This window comes from Sulfurimonas sp. (genome assembly GCF_016744025.1).
Taxonomy (GTDB): Bacteria; Campylobacterota; Campylobacteria; order Campylobacterales; family Sulfurimonadaceae; genus Sulfurimonas.
In genome coordinates this window covers 1-17,784 of sequence record NZ_JADGFC010000004.1, presented here as the reverse complement: position 1 = coordinate 17,784, position 17,784 = coordinate 1, and the positions used below count along the sequence as shown (strand labels likewise).

The following is a 17,784-nucleotide window of genomic DNA, read 5'->3' as shown; positions in this document are numbered from 1 at the left end:
TCATGGGTATTAAAGTTGTTCCAAGACATGGTAGTACTTTTGTTGAAAAACTCTACTTACCAACAATAGCAGGTGGCTTAAAGGTTACTTTTTCGCATTTTTTCCAAAATTTAAAAGATACATCAAAAATAAAAACTCTCTCTTATCCAGAACAACAACCCTCAGATATTACAAGTAGATATCGAGGTGTTCATAGACTTACAAAAAGAGAAGATAATACTATCAGTTGTGTAGCTTGTTTTTTATGTGCCACAGCTTGTCCTGCTGAGTGTATTTTTATAGAAGCGGTAGATAGAGAAGACGGTGTTGAAGAGAAGATGCCAAGTAAGTTTAGTATAGACCTTCTAGAGTGTGTATTTTGTGGTTCATGTGTTGAAGCTTGTCCAAAAGATGCAATACGAATGGATACAGGTATATTTAGCTTTGTAAAGAAAAAAAGAGAGGATTTTGTTGTGGATATTGACACTTTACTTTCGTATAAAGAGTTTAAAGGTGATAAGTCATGATTGATATTATATTTCTAATTTTATCTCTTATCGCTATAGCTGGTGGATTTGGTATGATAATATTTGCTCAGCCAATATACTCAGCGCTTAGTCTTATAGTTTGTATTATTGCTTTAGGTGGTATTTTCGCTCTTTTGAGTGCACCATTTTTATTTATGGTTCAAATAATCATTTATGCAGGAGCTATAATAACTCTACTTCTTTTTATCATAATGTTTTTAAATATTAAAGATGATAACTTGCCAGAAGAACCAAATAAGATAAGTACAATTGTTATCGGTGGAGTTTTACTTATCCCATTTAATTATTTAATCTTAAAATCATTTGCCGCAATGGAAGATAAACCTATGCATATTTTGAGTAATGGGTTTGGTTCGATTAAAATTTTTGGTACAGAGTTATTTGAAAATTGGCTTGTGCCATTTGAGATGATTTCACTTCTACTTTTGGCTGCTCTTGTTGGTGCAGTAGTATATGCTAGAAAAGAAAATAAAAGTGAGGAGAAATAGATGGCTGATTCACTTCTTTCATATATATCATTAGCAATGATTTTATTTTCTATTGGGTTATTAGGGGTTATTAGTAGGAAAAATATTTTTATAGTTTATATGTCAATTGAACTTATGCTAAATGCTGTAAATCTTATTTTTATTAGTTTGGGTAGATACTATGAATCTATGGAACCTCAGGTTATATCTATACTTATTATTGCAGTTGCGGCAGCTGAGGCAGCAGTATTTTTATCTCTAATCGTAGTTTTATATAGAAGAAAAAGATCTCTTGATTCTGATATATTTAATATTTTAAGTCAAAAGAGTGCGTCATGAGTAGTTTTTTATTATCATGGATAGTCCTAGTTCCACTTTTAAGTGCAATTATTTTAGGACTTTTATATCTCTATTCTATAAAAATCAAAAAATTATCAAACAAAGTCTTTGCTATTTTTGGACTAACATCTCCTTTCATTAGTTTTGCAATTGCAGGACTATTTTTTATACAGATGCTACAAGATGGTAAGACTATTCACTATGAAGCATATAAGTGGCTTGGTGTAGGTTCGTACAATGTTTCTATGGGTTTTATGGCAGATAATCTATCTATATTTATGATTTTATTTGTTACCTTTGTTGGTGGTCTTATTCATGTATATGCATCTGGATATATGAAAGATGATGAAGGCTATGGAAAGTTTTTCTTTTACTTTAATTTCTTCTTAGCATCTATGCTACTTTTAGTTCTAGCAGATAGCCCAATCATTATGTTTATCGGTTGGGAAGGTGTTGGTCTTTGTTCTTACCTTTTAATCAGTTACTATTATAAAGATAGTGAAAATGTACTAGCGGGAAATAAGGCTTTTATAGCTAATCGTGTTGGTGATTTTGGTTTTATAGTTGCAATGATAACGATGTTTTATTATGCAGGTGCAAATGGATTTGATTATGTGAGTCTACAAAATTCAATTGGCAATGTTCCTATAGAAATTGTAACTTATATAGGTATAGCTCTTTTTATAGGTGCAGTTGGAAAATCAGCTCAGATACCTCTTTATGTATGGCTTCCAGATGCCATGGCTGGTCCAACTCCTGTTTCAGCTTTGATTCACGCTGCAACAATGGTAACAGCTGGTGTTTACATGGTCGCAAGGTTTCATTTTGTATATGAGCTTATTCCAAATGTAGGACTCGTTATAGCTTACATAGGAGCATTTTCAGCTCTTTTTGCAGCGACTATTGCTACCAAACAAACAGATATCAAAAAGATATTAGCATACTCTACTATGTCGCAACTAGGCTATATGTTTATAGCTGTTGGGCTTGGAAGCTATAGTGTAGGAATCTTTCATGTATTTACTCATGCATTTTTCAAAGCACTACTTTTCATGGGAGCAGGTGCAGTTATAGTTGCACTGCACCATGAACAAAATATATTTAAAATGGGTGGAATGAAAAAGCATACTCCGGTAGTCTTTTTTACTATGCTTATAGCAACTCTTTCTATCGCAGGTATCCCACCATTTTCAGGTTTCTTTTCTAAAGATGAAATACTTCTTAGTGCCTTTGCATCAGGAGAGTATCTTCTTTGGGGTATAGGTGTTCTTACAGCAATAATGACAGCTTATTATATGTTTAGACTCTTTTTTGTTGTTTTCTTTGGAAAAAATAGTTCTGAAGATAGACATATTGTAGAGCTTCCAAAATCCATATTGATTCCTTTAGTTATTTTAGCTGTAGGTTCTATTCTTACAGGTTTCTTGGGTGTACCTGAACTTTTAGGTGGAACAAACTTAGCAAGCCAATGGTTATCTGAGTGGAAAAACACTTCTTTACATATTGACCACACAACAGAGTCAGTTTTAATGCTTATAAATGTATTGGCTGCACTTGTAGGGATCTTTATAGCATATAAAAAGTTTTATAAATATGACATGACTAAGGTGCCAAAATTCAGTGGCATGATATGGAATAAATTTTACATAGATGAAATTTATGATGTTTTATTTGTTAGAAGTATTAAACGCTTAAGTAGCTTTATAGCGATGGAAATAGATATTAAAATAATTGATTCGCTTCTTATGGGACTCTCTTCTAAGTTTATTAGCATTGGTCATCTTGTTGCAAGAGTTCAAAATGCTAATACAAGATTTTATGCATTTGTGATGCTTTGTGGCATTAGTTTAATATCAATATATTTAATTATAGAATTAAGGTAGATTATGGATTTTTCAATATTATCAGTAATAATATTTTTACCAATTTTTGTTGTTTTTGTTCTTCTTGCTCTTCCGGTAGGAGCTAAAGGATCTAGGAACGCGGCATTTGTCACTTCTATAATGATATTTATTCTGGCAATGACTGTCTATCTAAACTTTGAGTTTAGTGGATATATGCAATTTATAGAACATCATGAATGGATAACTAGTTATGGTATTTATTATAGTTTAGGAATTGATGGTTTTTCTCTTATCATATTGATGCTAATTGCCACTCTTATCCCATGTGCATTTTTACTCCTTTGGAATGGTAGAACAAAAGCTTACTGGGTAAATATGTTGTTGATTCAGTCTGGTATTACAGGAACTCTTTTCGCCCAAGATTTAATTTTATTTTATTTCTTTTGGGAAGCTATGCTGCTTCCAGTCTTTATGATTATAGGGATGTTTGGAACTGGTAATAGAGTTTTTTCAACTATTAAAGTAACTGTATATACGATAATGGGTTCTTTGTTTATGTTTATATGTATTCTTTACATTGGAGTATCCTTCTTTGAAGAGTTTGGTGTTTGGAGTTTTGCTCTTCAAGACGTTGTTAAAATATCTAGCTTTACTAGAAGTGAAGAGATATGGCTATTTTTTGGTTTTATGATAGCCTTCGCAATTAAAATACCGCTTTTTCCCTTCCATACTTGGTTGATTCAAACATACTCTAATTCTCCAACTGGTGGAGTTTTTTTACTATCAAGTATTATGGCTAAGCTTGGTGTTTATGGGATAGTTAGATTTGTAATGCCATTATTTCCTGATCTATATATAGAGTTTGCACCTTATTTTGTTTGGTTAGGTATTTTTGGTCTTATCTATTTTGGTATAGCTGCCCTAATGCAAACAGATATTAAAAAAATGTTTGCTTACTCATCTGCATCTCACTTAGGCTTTATTGTGACGGGTATTTTTTCTTTAAATGCTTATGGTATGACAGGAGCACTCTTTCTTATCATAGCTCACGCTATGGCAACAGGAGCACTTTTTTTACTTGTTGGTAAAATGGAGTACAACCTAAAGAGTAAAAATATCTCTGATTTGGGTGGTATTGCAAAACAAGCGCCAATCTTTACTCTGTTTTTTATGATAATGCTTTTATGTATAGTTGGACTTCCAGGAACAAATGGTTTTGTAAGTGAGTTTTTAATTATACTAGGTGCTTTTGGAATGCAAGCAAGTGCAGGTATAGTATCTGCACTTACTGTTTTAGTTGCAGCTAGTTTTATGTTTTGGATGTTTCAAAGAGCAATTTTACAAGATACAGATAATGACACATCAAATATGAAAGATTTAGATTTAAAAGAGATTATTGGACTTGCTCCTATTGCTTTTTTAATTATAGCTATGGGTGTATATCCTGATTGGTTTTTATTTAAGATAGAACCGACTATACAACACTACTTAGTAGATATTTTACAAATAAAGGCAAGCTAATGGAATCAAATGACATAGTATATCTTTTACCATTACTTGTAGTTATGATAGGCGCAATAACGATGATGCTCTTAAGTACATTCTCAAGTGTGAGTATTAAAAAAGGTGCTTATTACAGTCTAATGTTTTTATTTGTAGCTTTAATATCAAACTTATATAATTTAAATAGTTCTTCTGAAATTTACTCTAGTTATCCATATATTGGTATCTTTAAAAAGATGATTATTGTAGATACATATTCGGGATATTTTAGTTCTATATTACTTTTTGGTGCAATATTAACTCTTCTAATAGGTTTGCAATATTTAGAAAAACATAAAGAATTTACAGTTGAATTTTTCTCACTATTTCTTTTTTCAGTCCTTGGGATGATGCTTTTAGTGCATGTAAATGAACTAATTACTGGGTTTATTGCACTCGAAATTGCTTCTTTATCTATGTATGTAATGATAGGTTTTCAAAAAGTTCTAGACAAGAGAGTAGAAGCAAGTTACAGATACTTAGTGCTTGGTTCTTTAGCTGGTATATTTTTTCTTTTAGGAACTTCGTTTATATATGCAGTTACACAAACTACTACCATTGGTGAGATTGGAGAGTTCGCTCAAAATTATGTTGGTACAGATATGCCTCTGCTTATCATAGGTGGAACTATGATACTAATTACTTTTCTTTTTAAGATTGCAGCTTTTCCATTTCAAAACTGGGTTTTAGATGTTTATGATGGCGCTCCACTTCCTGTTACTGCATTTATGGCAGCTACCTTTAAAATAGCAATCTTTGGTTTTGTCCTTCGCCTTGTTTTGGTAGATTTTGATTCTATTAGAGATTTTTGGGATGATATGCTTTTTGTAATAACGATTGCAACATTAGCTTATGGTAGTTTCTTGGCAATAATTCAAACATCCATAAAAAGAATGTTAGTTGCATCTAGTATAGTTCATACAGGTTATCTTCTTATAGCATTTATCTCTATTGGTATTATTGGAGAGAGTGCAGCTTCTTCTATTATATTTTATCTAGTAGCTTATTTCTTATCTGCTATTGGAGCATTTGGAATTGTTTCTTTTATATCCTCAGATGAAAGATTAAGAATCACTTATGATGACTTTAAAGGTTTTGCTCACGTCTATCCATATCGTGCTGCAATGCTTAGTATATTTATGCTCTCTCTTGCAGGTATTCCATCTACGATTGGATTTATTGGTAAGTTCTATATTTTTACTGCTGCGATTGAAGCAGGGTATACAATCTTAGCAGTTATTGGAATAATAGCTACATTTATATCTGTATATTACTATTTTAAACTCATAGCTATAATGTACTTCTATCCAAGCCCTAAGATAGTTGAGGATGTACCTTTTAGTGGGGTAGGTTCTATTACAATTGGTTTAATAACTATTCTTATTGTTTGGGGAGGTATAGGAAATACACTTATATCATATTTCCCTGGGGTCGATTTCCTTATAGATATGGCGAGACTATCTTATGAGTCTCTATTTATTAGATAGTAAAAAAGGCTTTTAAAGCCTTTTTTAGTCTTTTAAAAGAGCGTAAAATTCATCTTTAAATTTTGAAATATAACTCTCTGCTATATAAGCAACCGATGGAGCAAATACACAAATTGTTTTTCCATTTAGCATCTTACAAGCATCTAAGATTTTGTCATAATCAGCCATTGTGCCATCACCACTTAAAATTTTGCCCATAATTTTATCTACCCAGCCAGTTCCTTCTCTACAAGGAGTACACTGTCCGCATGATTCATGGTGATAAAACTCAAAAAGATTTTTCATAGCATCTGGTATAGACGTATCTTCATCAAGAAAAATCATTCCACCAGTACCTAAACTAGAGCCATTTTTAGCAACTGATTCGTAATCAAGTGTTATGTTGTCTATTTCATCTGCTCTTAAAATAGCACAAGAAGAACCTCCTGGTATAAGGGCTTTTAGTTTTTTTCCATTTAAGATACCCCCACCAACTTTTTCTATAACTTCTTTCATACTGCATCCAAAAGGAAGCTCATAAACACCTGGATTTTGAATGTGACCACTAAGTCCAAATAGCATAGTTCCAGGACTACAATGCGTTCCATATTTTCTATAAGCAGTAAAACCCTCTTTTATAATAAAAGGTACACTTGCTATAGTCTCTACATTATTTACAACTGTTGGACCACCGAAAAACCACTCAGTTTCTTGCTGTTTAGGTTTTAGTCTCGGATGCCCACGTTTACCCTCAAGAGATTCTAAAAGAGCAGTTTTTTCTCCACATATATATGCACCAGCACCTCTATGAAGAGTGATATCTAAAGTATAGTCATAACCAGCAACTTTTTCACCTAAGTAACCTGCTTCATAAGCTTCATCTATTGCTTCTTGCATTCTTTTTGCCCAAAATACATACTCACCTCTGATATATATGTAAGCATGGTTTGCACCTATGGCATATGATGAGTTTATCATTCCCTCTATCAATAAATGCGGATCATATTCTAAAATTTGCCTATCTTTAAAAGTTCCCGGTTCACTTTCATCTGCATTTACTACTAAATAAGCTGGTTTTTCATGTTCACGAGGCATTAAGCGCCATTTAGAACCAGTATTAGCACCTCCACCACCTTTTCCTCTAAGTCCACTTTCATATACTTCTTCAGTAACTTCTTGGGGAGACATTGAAAACTGCTTTTTAAGTGAAGAATATCTACCGTGTTTTAATGCAACCTCAAGTTTATGAGAGTCTTTTATATCAAAGTTTTTACTTACGATTTTTACTGTCATATCATTATGCATTTTGTGCCTCGTCTATAAGTTTATCAACTTTTTCAATTGTTAAGTTTTCTTCATAGTCATGATTAAAGGAGATCATTGGTGCAGTTCCACATGAACCTAAACACTCAACCTCACTAAGTGTGAACTTCATATCCTTAGTAGTCTCGCCTACTTTGATTCCAAGTCTATTTTGCACATGTTGGGTTATTATTTTACTTCCACGAAGATTACAAGATAGAGTTTTACAAACTTGTATATGGTATGTTCCTATAGGCTTTAGATTAAACATAGTATAAAAAGAAGCAATGCTTTGTATATCAATAGGAGAAGTGTCTAGTCTTTTAGCTAAAAATACCATTGACTCAGGACTTATCCATCCAATTTGATACTGAATCATCCATAGAGAGGGCAGAGATAAAGAGGCTTTTTCAGGGTATCTTTTTAAAAGTTCATTAAACTTATCTTCGTTTTCTTGACTAAATTTAAACTCACTCATCTATCTAACTCCCCAGCAATTATATTTAGACTTCCTAAGCTTATTACACTATCAGCAATCATCCCACCTTCTAGCATCTCAGGAAGAGCTGACATAGGAGCAAAACATGGAGGTCTAACTTTTACCTTATAAGGTGTTCCAGTTCCATCACTAACTATGTAAAATCCAAGTTCACCGTTAGCACCTTCAATAGCGCGATAGTACTCTTTAGTTGGAACTTTTACGCCATCAGTTATAATTTTAAAGTGGTTCATTACACCTTCTATAGAGTTATAAACATCATTTTTTGCAGGAAGAGATACAGCTCTGTCGTTTACAATTATATCTCCACTAGGCAATTTATTCATAGCTTGTTTTATTATGCTAATGCTTTGTCTTATCTCTTCAAACCTAACCATTAGTCTGTCATAAACATCTCCAACACTACCAACTGCTATGTCAAAATCAAAACTCTCATAAAAGTTATAAGGAGCAGTTTTTCTCATATCGTATGCTACTCCAGAAGCTCTAAGATTAGGTCCACTAAACCCTTTGTTTATAGCTTCTGCTGCACTTACTACACCAATATTTTGTGTTCTATCATGAAAGATACGATTTTTTTCGACAAGTGAGAGAGCATCACTCATACCTTTTTCTATATCTTTAATACAGTGATTCAAATCTTCTTCAAAACCATCATAAAGGTCATGAGCAACCCCTCCGATACGCATATAAGAGTTAGTAAGTCTTGCTCCTGTTAGTTTTGAGAAAAGTGTATAAACAGTTTCTCTTGGGTTATACAAATACCAATAATTTGTTAAAGCACCCATATCTACAAGGTTTGCTGCTAAACATACAAGGTGATCTATTATACGAGATAGCTCTCCCACTATAACTCTTATAAATTGAGCTCTATCTGGAAGTGTAAGTCCAAGCATTCCCTCAACTGTATGAGCAAAGGCTATATTGTTTAAAATGGCAGAACAGTAGTTTAATCGATCTGTATATGGAATGATTTGGTTATATGTATGGTTTTCACAAGATTTCTCAAATCCTCTATGTAAATAACCTATCTCAGTTACAGCACTAACAATAGTTTCACCCTCAAGTGCTACAAAAGTTCTAATAGTTCCATGACTCGCAGGATGTGCAGGACCTAAATTTAAAAACATCAAATCATCATGTTTTGTGTAACCTTTTTTAGCTAACCTTGGAATCATTTCATCCATAAGGTCATCTGTCTCGTTACAAATTTGTCCTTTTATAATTGGATAATCTTTTCTTAGTGGATGACCCTCAAAACCTTGGTGATTTAGAACTCTTTTTAGATTTGGATGGTCTAAAAACTTTATACCGTATTGATCCCAAACTTCTCTCTCTGCCCAATTTGAAGATTGAAATAAATCCGTGATACTTTGTATTTCTAAAGTTTGATCATCAAGAAATGATTTTATAGTTATTATCTCTTTAAAATCTTTATTTCTTAGAAGATAAACTACACAAAATCTAGATGCTTTAGGGTATAAATATTTAGAATAATCAACTGCTGTAACATCTACTAAAAAGTGAAACTCATCTTCATCTTTAAGACATTTAATAGCTGAGTGTAGATCATCTTTATCTAGTACGTAGATGCCATCACTATCTTTTGTATAAAGGTCTTTAAACTTTTCTTGAAAATTCTCATGCATCAAGTTCACCTTTAAACTCAGTGTTTACTCTATCTTTTAGTATGCTTTCTTCTTTGAGTTGTTGTTTTTGTATCTCTGCTAAGGCATTTAAAAGTGCTTCTGGTCTAGGTGGACATCCTGCTACATAAACATCAACAGGTATTATTGAGTCAATCCCTTGAACAGTTGTGTAGTTGTCATAAAAACCACCACTACAAGCACATGCACCCATGCTGATAACCCATTTTGGTTCTGTCATCTGATCATAAATTCTTTTTAATACTGGAGCTTGTTTGTAACTTATTGTTCCAGCTACTATCATTAAGTCAGCTTGCCTAGGTGAGAAACGAACAACTTCTGCCCCAAACCTTGAAATATCAAACTTACTAGATGCCACGCTCATAAACTCAATAGCACAACATGCTGTACCGAATATATATGGCCACATTGATGATTCTCTAGCCCAACCTATAGCACTATCAAGTTTTGTTGTGATAACACTATCTCCGAAAATTGCTTCTGCACCTACTGCCATTTAAGAGCTCCTATTCGATATACATATATAAGACCGGCTAAAAGAAGCGCCATAAAAGTAAACATTTCCATTATCCCAAAAAAACCAAGTTCTCTAACATTTACAGCCCATGGAAACATAAGCATAATCTCTACATCAAAAAGAACAAAGAGGATAGCTACTAGGTAAAACTTAATGCTAAAACGACTATCACAACCACCTACAGGATTTGTTATCCCACTTTCGTAAGGAAGGTTCTTTTCTCTATTTCCTTGAGTGTTTGGTCCAAGCTTTTTAGACAAAATAAAAAGGGTCGGTATAACCACAGCTAAAAGAAAAACAATAGAAGAAGCAAGTACTAATTCAAGCGACATTAATATTCCTTTTTATTATATATGTCAGATAATATCTAAGATTGCTTAAAAGTAAAGTAAAGAGTATAGAATATATGTTAAATATTTTGTATTTTTATAAAACCTTTTTTTGCTTAGGTAGGATATAATAATTTATGAATTTATTATCAGCAAAAAACTTATCACACACTTTTGAATATGAACTATTTAGCGATATATCCTTGGATTTAAATGAAAAAGATTCCGTAGCTATTATCGGTGTTAGTGGTAGTGGTAAGTCTACATTACTTCATATATTATCAACTCTATTAATATCGGATTATGGAAGTGTTAGTCTCTTTGGTGAAGAGATTGCAAAAATGAATAAGAAAAGATTAGCTCAAATTAAAAGAGATTCACTAGGACTTGTTTTTCAATCTCACTACCTTTTTAAAGGGTTTAGCGCTTTAGAAAATCTTGAAGTTGCTGCAATGTTATCAGAACAAGATATCAATGATGAATTATTAAAGAGATTAAATATTTATGAGGCAATAAATCAAAAAGTAACAGAGCTCTCTGGTGGACAACAGCAAAGAGTTTCTATTGCTAGAGTTTTGACTAAGCAGCCTCGCATCTTATTTGTTGATGAGCCAACTGGAAACTTGGATAAATCAACTGCAAACGAAGTTATGGATATATTTTTTGAGTATCTTGAGAATAAGAGTGCTGCAATGGTTCTTGTAACTCACGATGAAGAGTTGGCTTTTAAGTGTAAAAAAGTCTATAGACTCGAAAATAAGAAACTACTCGTAGTTAAGTGAGTCGAATCTAATGTTATCATGGACAGATGTTTTTAGCGATACATATATAGTTGGTTTTATACTTCTATTTTTTCGTTTTGCAGCACTATTTATGGCAGCACCAATTTTCTCACATAAAAATATTCCAATGACCATAAAAACTTCAATGGCCTTTTTCTTTACAATAGTTTTTTACTCATCAATGCCACCTCTTTTAATAGCCATAAATATGCCTACCATATTTCTTGCAATACTTAGTGAGCTATTCTTTGGTTTAGCAATAGGTGTTATCTTACTCCTAGCGTATAATGTAATAACCTTTGCCGGAGGAATGATATCTTTTATGATGGGTTTTTCAATGGCAAGTGCAATTGACCCTCAAACCGGTGTATCGATGCCTATTATTTCTCAATTTTTATCTCTTATGGGCTTGATGGTTTTACTTGCAATTGACCTTCATCACTGGTTACTTCTTTTTATTGACGGCTCTTTAAGTGCTATACCGCTTGGTGGTTTTCTTATGAGTGAAGACCTTTTTAACTATATAATTAAAGCTGCATCAAATATGTTTATAGTTGGTTTTATGATTGCTTTTCCAACCATTGCACTATCCTGGCTTGCTGATATTATATTTGGAATGCTAATGAAAACAATGCCTCAGTTTAATCTTCTTGTTATTGGTTTTCCTATTAAGATTATGGTTGCATTTACCGTTCTCATAGCGACTTTTAGTGCTACCATGTTGATTTTAAAAATGCAAATGCAAGAAGCTTTTAATTATTTAGAGATTCTTTTTTAGTTTTTTTTGCTACAATTGATAAAACTTATGCCCCAAAGGAATAGACGTGAATATATTACTTTTAAATGATAATCCAGTAGTTACAAAATTAGTAACTCTTAGTGCACAAAAGACTTTTGACAAACTAGATATCGTTGCTAGTGTTGAAGAGATAGAAGCTGGAACTTATGACTTATTTGTATTGGATGATACTCTGTATAGTGAAGAGTTACTAGCTGAGCTTAAAGATAAAGTTGAGTTTAGTAAATCACTATATATTTGTTCACGTGATGCGGTGGAGATTGAGGGTTTTACATCTATCTTAAGAAAACCATTCCTACCAACTGATTTAGTTGAACTTTTTTCTACTTTGGGCAAAGAAGCAAGTGTGGTTGATTTAGGTTCTGAAGATGAAGATGATATGGAAGAATTAGATTTAACTGATTCCAAAGAAGAGATAATAGATGATAGTGAACTTTTGGAACTAGATGCTGATGATCTTGGTGATTTAGACAACCTTGTTGGCTTGGATGACTTAGATGAACTTGAAGATTCTGAACTTAGCCATGACTTAGACCTATCAGACGATGACGAACTAGATTTAGATGATATGAATCTAGAAGATGATATTTCTTTAGATGATGTTGATGTAAGTGAAAGTGTTTTAGATAAAGATGAACTTCAAGAAGTTCAAGAGCTTTTAGAAGAAACAGAAGAAGTTGAAACAGAAGAATCCATTGATGATTTAGATGGCATGGATATAGAACTTGAAGACTTAGATTTTGACGATGATTTAGAAGTAAAAACAGAAGCTAAAAGTGAAGAAGCAAAACCAAGTGATGAAGTAGATATTTTAGATGATATGGACTTAGGAGATTTGGATTTAGATGAGGTTGAAAAAAGTGAAAAAGTCGAAAATCTCGAAGAGATGGACTTAGGAGACTTAGAAAGAGACCTAGAATTAGAAGAAGATAGTGATGAAGTTGAAAGTCCTGAAGCCCTAGAAGCAGATGAGTTAGGCAAAGAAGATACTTTAGATGAATCTGACTTAAATTTAGGAGATTTAGACTTTGACTCAGATGATTCAGAACTAGAATTAGATTTAAAAGATGATAATGATGAAGTGGACAGTCTTGATGAATTAGAAACTGATGATTTATCTCTAGATAAAATTAGTGACGAGGATGAAACTTTAGATTTAGGAGATTTAGACTCAGATGATTTAGAACTTGAAGAAGTCAATACTGAAGAGTTTGACATAGCTGAAGAAAGTGAAGTGAACACTAGCGATTTAAACGAAAACGAGAATGTTGAAAACCTCGATGAACTAGAAAGTCTCGAAGAGACGAACCTAGAAGACGAACTAAACATTGATGATATTAAAGATGAAGACTTAGAGAGTGAAATTGAAAATGCTGTTCTTGAACTTAGTGATGAAGATCTTGAGAGTGAGTTAGATGCAGATTCGCTTTTAGATATTGCAGTAAATGATATAGATGGACTTGAGTCATTAAATACAAGAGATATAAAGCTTGCAATCGGTGAAGAAGTTTCTGAAGAAGTGGACACTAGCATCTCAGATGAAAGTGATTCTGTTAGTGACCTTGATGAACTTGAAGAGTTTAGTACTGAAGATTTAGAAATTTCAGAAGAAATAAACACTGAAATTACACCGGATAACGAAGGTGTAGAAGCTCTTAAAAAATTATTAATAGCTCTTTCAAACGAAGATGTAGCCGCTTCTATGAAAGGTATGAAAATAAATATCAATATAACATTAGGTGACAAGTAGTGAATAAAAGTGGAGCAGTCTTAGTTCTTTCAGGCCCAAGTGGTGCAGGAAAAAGTTCTTTATTAAATGAAATCATAAATGATATAGGAGAGTGTTACTTCTCTATATCTACAACAACTCGCCCACTTAGAGGCACTGAGAAAGATGGTGTAGATTATCATTTTGTAAGCCAAGAAGAATTCAAGCAAGATATTGAAGATAATCATTTTTTAGAATATGCATTTGTTCATGGAAATTATTATGGGACATCAGTTAAACCTGTTCGTAAAGCTTTAAGTGAAGGTAAGTTAATTCTTTTTGATATAGATGTACAAGGTAATACAGCTGTTAATAATAGACTTGGAGATATAACAACTTCAGTATTTATAACACCTCCAACACTATCTGAACTAAAGAGTAGACTTGCTGGTCGTTCTACTGATTCACAAGAAGTTATGGACGCTCGCCTAAAGATGGCTAAAAGAGAAATTCAAAGAGTTAGTGAATATGATTTCTTGATTATTAACGATGATTTACAAAGAGCTGCTGGTATACTGAGACAAATTGCAATAACTGCTAGAATGAAAACTTCAATGAACGAAGTGAATGAATTTGTGCAAAATTGGGAAGATATAGAGCAATAAGAGTAGTTACAGCAAAGTGTAGATATACTCTCGAATTAATTTTATAAAAAAAAGGAATATCATGGGCATGCCTGGTGGAACAGAACTATTAATAATATTTGGAATTATCGTACTTTTATTTGGTGCTAAAAAGATACCTGACTTAGCAAAAGGTCTTGGTAAGGGAATCAAAAACTTCAAAAGTGAAATGAAAGAAACAGATGAAGTTGAAACAGCATCTACTGAAGCTCCTAAAAAAGTAGAGAACAACGAAGAAGTTGCATCTACAGAAGCTCCAAAAACTACAACACAAGCATAATAATTGAAACAACGTGTATCGGCGCTTTTGCGCGAAAAGTTTGGTCGTGAAGTTGTTTTAGAAAAACCAAAAGACAGAGCATTTGGTCATTTCTCTACACCAATTGCTTTTTCTCTAGCTAAAGAACTTAGGAAGTCTCCTATGGTTATAGCTGAGGATTTAGCTTCTTCATTTAATGAATCAGAAATTTTTTCCAGTGTTGAATCAGTTAAAGGTTACTTGAATTTTCGCCTTAGTGAAAACTTTTTAAGTGAGTATGGTGATTGGGCACTTCAAAATCAAAGTGAATTTGGCAAACAAGACAAAAAAAGTAAGATACTTTTAGAGTTTGTTAGTGCAAATCCTACTGGTCCGCTTCATATTGGTCATGCTCGTGGTGCTGTTTACGGTGACACACTTTACAGATTAGCAAAACATTTAGGTTATGATATTACAGCTGAGTATTATGTAAATGATGCAGGAAATCAAATAGATTTACTGGGTCTTTCTATTGCTCTTTATGCTCGTGAAAATATACTTAATGAAAGTGTTGAGTATCCTGAGAGTTATTACCGTGGTGAGTACTTAGAAGGTCTTGCAAATGGTGCATTAGAGAAGTTTGGTAAAGAGATATTCAATGATGAATCTCGCTATAAAGAACTAGCTCTTTGGGCTAAAGACGGTGTTATGGATCTAGTTGTAGCATCTTTGGCTGACACTAATATTCATTTTGATACTTTTGTTAATGAGTCATCTCTTTATAGCGACTGGGATAGAGTTATGCAGAAGATGGCTGATGGTATCTATAAGAAAGAAGAGAAGATTTGGATAGCATCTGAGGCTAAAGGCGATGATAATGATAGAGTTGTTGTACGTGAAGATGGTCGTCCAACTTATCTAGCTGGAGATATAGTTTATCACAATCAAAAATTTGAGCGTGGATATGATCACTACATCAATATCTGGGGTGCTGACCATCATGGTTATATCCCAAGAGTTAATGCTGCTGTTGAGTACTTAGGTTATAATAGTAAAAAACTTGAAACTTTACTTTCTCAAATGGTAAGTCTTCTTAAAGATGGCGAACCTTATAAAATGAGTAAACGTGCTGGTAATGTAATACTTATGAGTGATATTGTTGAAGAAATAGGCTCAGATGCGCTTAGATTTATCTTTGCATCTAAAAAGAGTGATACTGCTTTAGAATTTGATTTATCAGAATTTAAAAAGCAAGATAGCTCAAACCCTATTTTTTATATCCAATATGCACATGCTAGAATACAAACTATTCTCAGTAAAAGTAATTTCTCAAAAGAAGATATTATGGCATCGTCACTAAAAGGTCTTAATGAAAATGCAGATAGTCTTCTTTTTGATGCTCTTTTACTTCCTGAGATTATTGAAGATGCCTTCAGTTCTCGTCAAGTTCAAAAGCTTCCAGATTATTTAAAATCACTTGCAGCTTCACTTCATAAGTTCTACTATGATTGTAGAATTATCGGAACTGATGATGAAGCAAAACTTTTAAAGCTACTTTTTGTAGTTGCACTTTCTCTTAAAACTGGTCTTTCTCTTTTAGGGATAGAAGCTAAAGACAGAATGGCTAAAGAAGAAGAGTAAAACTACTAGTAATCTTAAAGATGGGATTTACTCCCATCTAGTCATCAATCACCTTTTTAATAATCAAAATCACTACTAATTAGCATTATAATTTTCTTTGATAAGTACAATGAATTTTGTAAAAAAATAAAGATTAAGAATGTATTCATCATAATATATGGTACTATTACTAAATATATGAATTTAATTGATTTTTGGAAAGAGTTATGAACATAAAAATAAGAAAAGCTTTAAATACAGATGCTGAGTTTTTGGCAAAAATGATTTTACAAAGTTCTCGTGCAGATAAGAAAATTGGAATTTTTGATTTGATATTTGAATCAAAAGAAGATGATGCCACTTTAAAAAATATAGAGAAACTAACAACTACAGTAGGAAAGAACCAATGTCATTATAGTAATTTTTTAATTGCTGAAATAGATGGTAAAAGTGTTGGATCCCTTTGTAGTTATGAACCAAGAATAGCAACAAGAGAGACTTTCTTGAATTCTTTAAAAGAGATAGGAAGTGATTCCCATACAGAAGAGTTTTTTGAGATATTAGATACTTGTAATTTTGGACTTAATAAAAGTACCCTCATATTTGATTTTATGGAAGAACTAGAAGGTCATATGAATGTTGGAGTTTTAAAAGCATTGATGCAAAAAAGTCTTTTAACTGCCAGACTTAAAGGTTATCGCATAGCTCAGGCAATGGTAGAAATAGGCTCACTAGAGACGCTACTTTACTATAAAAAACTCGGCTTTAAAGAAGTTAGACAAATAGAGTCTGGACTTTATAAAGAAAAATTTGGCAGACCAGGTTTAATACTTTTGTCATTTGAGTTTTAATAATTACTCTTACTAGAATATAAACACTATTTTTGTCTCACTTTTTAGTGAGACTCTTTTAATCTAACTCTCCTCTATCATCAAAATATTTTCTCACTTCCTTTAATATTTCTTTCATCTTCTATCTTTAATATATATTCAAAAAATAAAACATCAAAATATAGTATTATATTAAATTATAATGCTTTAAATTAAAAAAAGGGTGAATAAATGAAAACTTTTCTGTTTTTAATTCTTATGTTTCCTTTATATTTATTCTCTAATGATGGCAGTATTAATGTCGATTTACAATATAAAGAAGCAGTGAAATCTTATAAAGAAAAAGATTTTAAAAATAGTTATGAAATATTTTCAAAAATATATTTATCAAAACTCTCAGATGTAAATCTAAACTTTTACTTTGGTCGTTCAGCATTTGAAACTGGTAATTATGAAGCCGCACTTGCAGCTTTTGAAAGAGTTGAAATGTTAGACTCTACAAATATTAATAACAAACTACAAATGGGACTTAATTAAAAAAACGGGTGCATAATTTTCTACTTTTTCTTATAATTCACAAGATAATAATCTACTAAGTTTAGCTTCAAACTTTTACTTAATCCGC

The 17,784-nt window shown here is 32.5% G+C and carries 19 protein-coding genes; 14 read left to right on the top strand and 5 right to left on the bottom strand.

Annotation, left to right across the window (positions count from 1 at the left end):
- Positions 1–2: 2 nt before the first annotated feature.
- The 6 genes from QZZ48_RS01505 to QZZ48_RS01480 are packed head-to-tail and all read left to right on the top strand — an operon-like array spanning position 3 to position 6,206.
- Positions 3–506 (top strand): NADH-quinone oxidoreductase subunit I, encoded by a 504-nt coding sequence (locus QZZ48_RS01505; protein WP_294961080.1) that lies wholly within the window; start codon positions 3–5, stop codon positions 504–506.
- Positions 503–1,015, top strand: coding sequence for an NADH-quinone oxidoreductase subunit J (locus QZZ48_RS01500; RefSeq protein WP_294961077.1), 513 nt, complete (start codon positions 503–505; stop codon positions 1,013–1,015). The genes QZZ48_RS01505 and QZZ48_RS01500 overlap by 4 nt, the downstream gene beginning before the upstream one ends.
- Entirely contained in the window at positions 1,016–1,333 is a 318-nt protein-coding gene (nuoK, locus tag QZZ48_RS01495) for an NADH-quinone oxidoreductase subunit NuoK (protein ID WP_294961074.1), read from the top strand.
- On the top strand, positions 1,330–3,216 hold the full coding sequence (gene nuoL / locus QZZ48_RS01490; RefSeq protein ID WP_294961070.1) for an NADH-quinone oxidoreductase subunit L: 1,887 nt from the start codon (positions 1,330–1,332) through the stop codon (positions 3,214–3,216). Before nuoK ends, nuoL begins: the two co-directional genes overlap by 4 nt.
- 3 nt (positions 3,217–3,219) lie before the next feature.
- Positions 3,220–4,698, top strand: coding sequence for an NADH-quinone oxidoreductase subunit M (locus tag QZZ48_RS01485; RefSeq protein ID WP_294961068.1), 1,479 nt, complete (start codon positions 3,220–3,222; stop codon positions 4,696–4,698).
- Entirely contained in the window at positions 4,698–6,206 is a 1,509-nt protein-coding gene (locus QZZ48_RS01480; protein WP_294961066.1) for an NADH-quinone oxidoreductase subunit N, read from the top strand. The genes QZZ48_RS01485 and QZZ48_RS01480 overlap by 1 nt, the downstream gene beginning before the upstream one ends.
- Positions 6,207–6,230: 24 nt before the next feature.
- Here the strand turns inward: QZZ48_RS01480 and nuoF are convergent, their stop codons facing one another.
- From nuoF to ndhC, 5 genes are read right to left on the bottom strand one after another with little or no spacing between them, the layout of a single operon-like run.
- Positions 6,231–7,490: an NADH-quinone oxidoreductase subunit NuoF gene (gene nuoF, locus QZZ48_RS01475; RefSeq protein WP_294961063.1), complete on the bottom strand. Its 1,260-nt coding sequence runs from the start codon at positions 7,488–7,490 to the stop codon at positions 6,231–6,233.
- On the bottom strand, positions 7,483–7,965 hold the full coding sequence (locus tag QZZ48_RS01470) for an NAD(P)H-dependent oxidoreductase subunit E (protein WP_294961060.1): 483 nt from the start codon (positions 7,963–7,965) through the stop codon (positions 7,483–7,485). The genes nuoF and QZZ48_RS01470 overlap by 8 nt, the downstream gene beginning before the upstream one ends.
- The gene (gene nuoD, locus QZZ48_RS01465) at positions 7,962–9,635 is read right to left on the bottom strand and encodes an NADH dehydrogenase (quinone) subunit D (RefSeq protein ID WP_294961059.1); all 1,674 of its coding nucleotides are present in this window, start codon (positions 9,633–9,635) and stop codon (positions 7,962–7,964) included. The genes QZZ48_RS01470 and nuoD overlap by 4 nt, the downstream gene beginning before the upstream one ends.
- Entirely contained in the window at positions 9,628–10,149 is a 522-nt protein-coding gene (gene nuoB, locus QZZ48_RS01460; RefSeq protein ID WP_294961057.1) for an NADH-quinone oxidoreductase subunit NuoB, read from the bottom strand. Before nuoB ends, nuoD begins: the two co-directional genes overlap by 8 nt.
- Complete coding sequence (gene ndhC, locus QZZ48_RS01455) at positions 10,140–10,502, bottom strand: NADH-quinone oxidoreductase subunit A (protein ID WP_294961055.1); 363 nt, start codon at positions 10,500–10,502, stop codon at positions 10,140–10,142. Before ndhC ends, nuoB begins: the two co-directional genes overlap by 10 nt.
- Before the next feature lie 134 nt (positions 10,503–10,636).
- Here ndhC and QZZ48_RS01450 point away from each other — a divergent pair, with 134 nt between their 5' ends.
- From QZZ48_RS01450 to QZZ48_RS01415, 8 genes are all read left to right on the top strand, one after another.
- A complete protein-coding gene (locus QZZ48_RS01450; protein WP_294961052.1) occupies positions 10,637–11,281 on the top strand; it encodes an ABC transporter ATP-binding protein in 645 nt (214 codons plus the stop codon).
- Between the two features lie 10 nt (positions 11,282–11,291).
- Positions 11,292–12,059, top strand: coding sequence for a flagellar biosynthetic protein FliR (gene fliR, locus QZZ48_RS01445; protein ID WP_294961049.1), 768 nt, complete (start codon positions 11,292–11,294; stop codon positions 12,057–12,059).
- A 46-nt stretch (positions 12,060–12,105) separates the two neighbouring features.
- A complete protein-coding gene (locus tag QZZ48_RS01440; RefSeq protein ID WP_294961046.1) occupies positions 12,106–13,830 on the top strand; it encodes a DNA topoisomerase IV in 1,725 nt (574 codons plus the stop codon).
- On the top strand, positions 13,830–14,453 hold the full coding sequence (gene gmk, locus QZZ48_RS01435) for a guanylate kinase (protein WP_294961043.1): 624 nt from the start codon (positions 13,830–13,832) through the stop codon (positions 14,451–14,453). The genes QZZ48_RS01440 and gmk overlap by 1 nt, the downstream gene beginning before the upstream one ends.
- A 61-nt stretch (positions 14,454–14,514) precedes the next feature.
- Entirely contained in the window at positions 14,515–14,751 is a 237-nt protein-coding gene (locus QZZ48_RS01430; protein ID WP_294961041.1) for a twin-arginine translocase TatA/TatE family subunit, read from the top strand.
- Between the two features lie 3 nt (positions 14,752–14,754).
- The gene (gene argS / locus QZZ48_RS01425; RefSeq protein ID WP_294961038.1) at positions 14,755–16,350 is read left to right on the top strand and encodes an arginine--tRNA ligase; all 1,596 of its coding nucleotides are present in this window, start codon (positions 14,755–14,757) and stop codon (positions 16,348–16,350) included.
- Positions 16,351–16,556: 206 nt separating this feature from the next.
- The gene (locus tag QZZ48_RS01420; RefSeq protein ID WP_294961036.1) at positions 16,557–17,180 is read left to right on the top strand and encodes an acyl-CoA acyltransferase; all 624 of its coding nucleotides are present in this window, start codon (positions 16,557–16,559) and stop codon (positions 17,178–17,180) included.
- A 210-nt stretch (positions 17,181–17,390) separates the two neighbouring features.
- Positions 17,391–17,696, top strand: coding sequence for a hypothetical protein (locus QZZ48_RS01415; protein ID WP_294961034.1), 306 nt, complete (start codon positions 17,391–17,393; stop codon positions 17,694–17,696).
- Positions 17,697–17,784: the final 88 nt, after the last annotated feature.

Excerpts from the sequence above, each read along its gene's own strand:
- QZZ48_RS01505 (WP_294961080.1), top strand. The coding sequence starts at position 3 with ATGGGTATTAAAGTTGTTCCAAGACATGGTAGTACTTTTGTTGAAAAA.
- QZZ48_RS01500 (WP_294961077.1), top strand. The coding sequence starts at position 503 with ATGATTGATATTATATTTCTAATTTTATCTCTTATCGCTATAGCTGGT.
- nuoK (WP_294961074.1), top strand. The coding sequence starts at position 1,016 with ATGGCTGATTCACTTCTTTCATATATATCATTAGCAATGATTTTATTT.
- nuoL (WP_294961070.1), top strand. The coding sequence starts at position 1,330 with ATGAGTAGTTTTTTATTATCATGGATAGTCCTAGTTCCACTTTTAAGT.
- QZZ48_RS01485 (WP_294961068.1), top strand. The coding sequence starts at position 3,220 with ATGGATTTTTCAATATTATCAGTAATAATATTTTTACCAATTTTTGTT.
- QZZ48_RS01480 (WP_294961066.1), top strand. The coding sequence starts at position 4,698 with ATGGAATCAAATGACATAGTATATCTTTTACCATTACTTGTAGTTATG.
- nuoF (WP_294961063.1), bottom strand. The coding sequence starts at position 7,490 with ATGCATAATGATATGACAGTAAAAATCGTAAGTAAAAACTTTGATATA.
- QZZ48_RS01470 (WP_294961060.1), bottom strand. The coding sequence starts at position 7,965 with ATGAGTGAGTTTAAATTTAGTCAAGAAAACGAAGATAAGTTTAATGAA.
- nuoD (WP_294961059.1), bottom strand. The coding sequence starts at position 9,635 with ATGCATGAGAATTTTCAAGAAAAGTTTAAAGACCTTTATACAAAAGAT.
- nuoB (WP_294961057.1), bottom strand. The coding sequence starts at position 10,149 with ATGGCAGTAGGTGCAGAAGCAATTTTCGGAGATAGTGTTATCACAACA.
- ndhC (WP_294961055.1), bottom strand. The coding sequence starts at position 10,502 with ATGTCGCTTGAATTAGTACTTGCTTCTTCTATTGTTTTTCTTTTAGCT.
- QZZ48_RS01450 (WP_294961052.1), top strand. The coding sequence starts at position 10,637 with ATGAATTTATTATCAGCAAAAAACTTATCACACACTTTTGAATATGAA.
- fliR (WP_294961049.1), top strand. The coding sequence starts at position 11,292 with ATGTTATCATGGACAGATGTTTTTAGCGATACATATATAGTTGGTTTT.
- QZZ48_RS01430 (WP_294961041.1), top strand. The coding sequence starts at position 14,515 with ATGGGCATGCCTGGTGGAACAGAACTATTAATAATATTTGGAATTATC.
- QZZ48_RS01420 (WP_294961036.1), top strand. The coding sequence starts at position 16,557 with ATGAACATAAAAATAAGAAAAGCTTTAAATACAGATGCTGAGTTTTTG.
- QZZ48_RS01415 (WP_294961034.1), top strand. The coding sequence starts at position 17,391 with ATGAAAACTTTTCTGTTTTTAATTCTTATGTTTCCTTTATATTTATTC.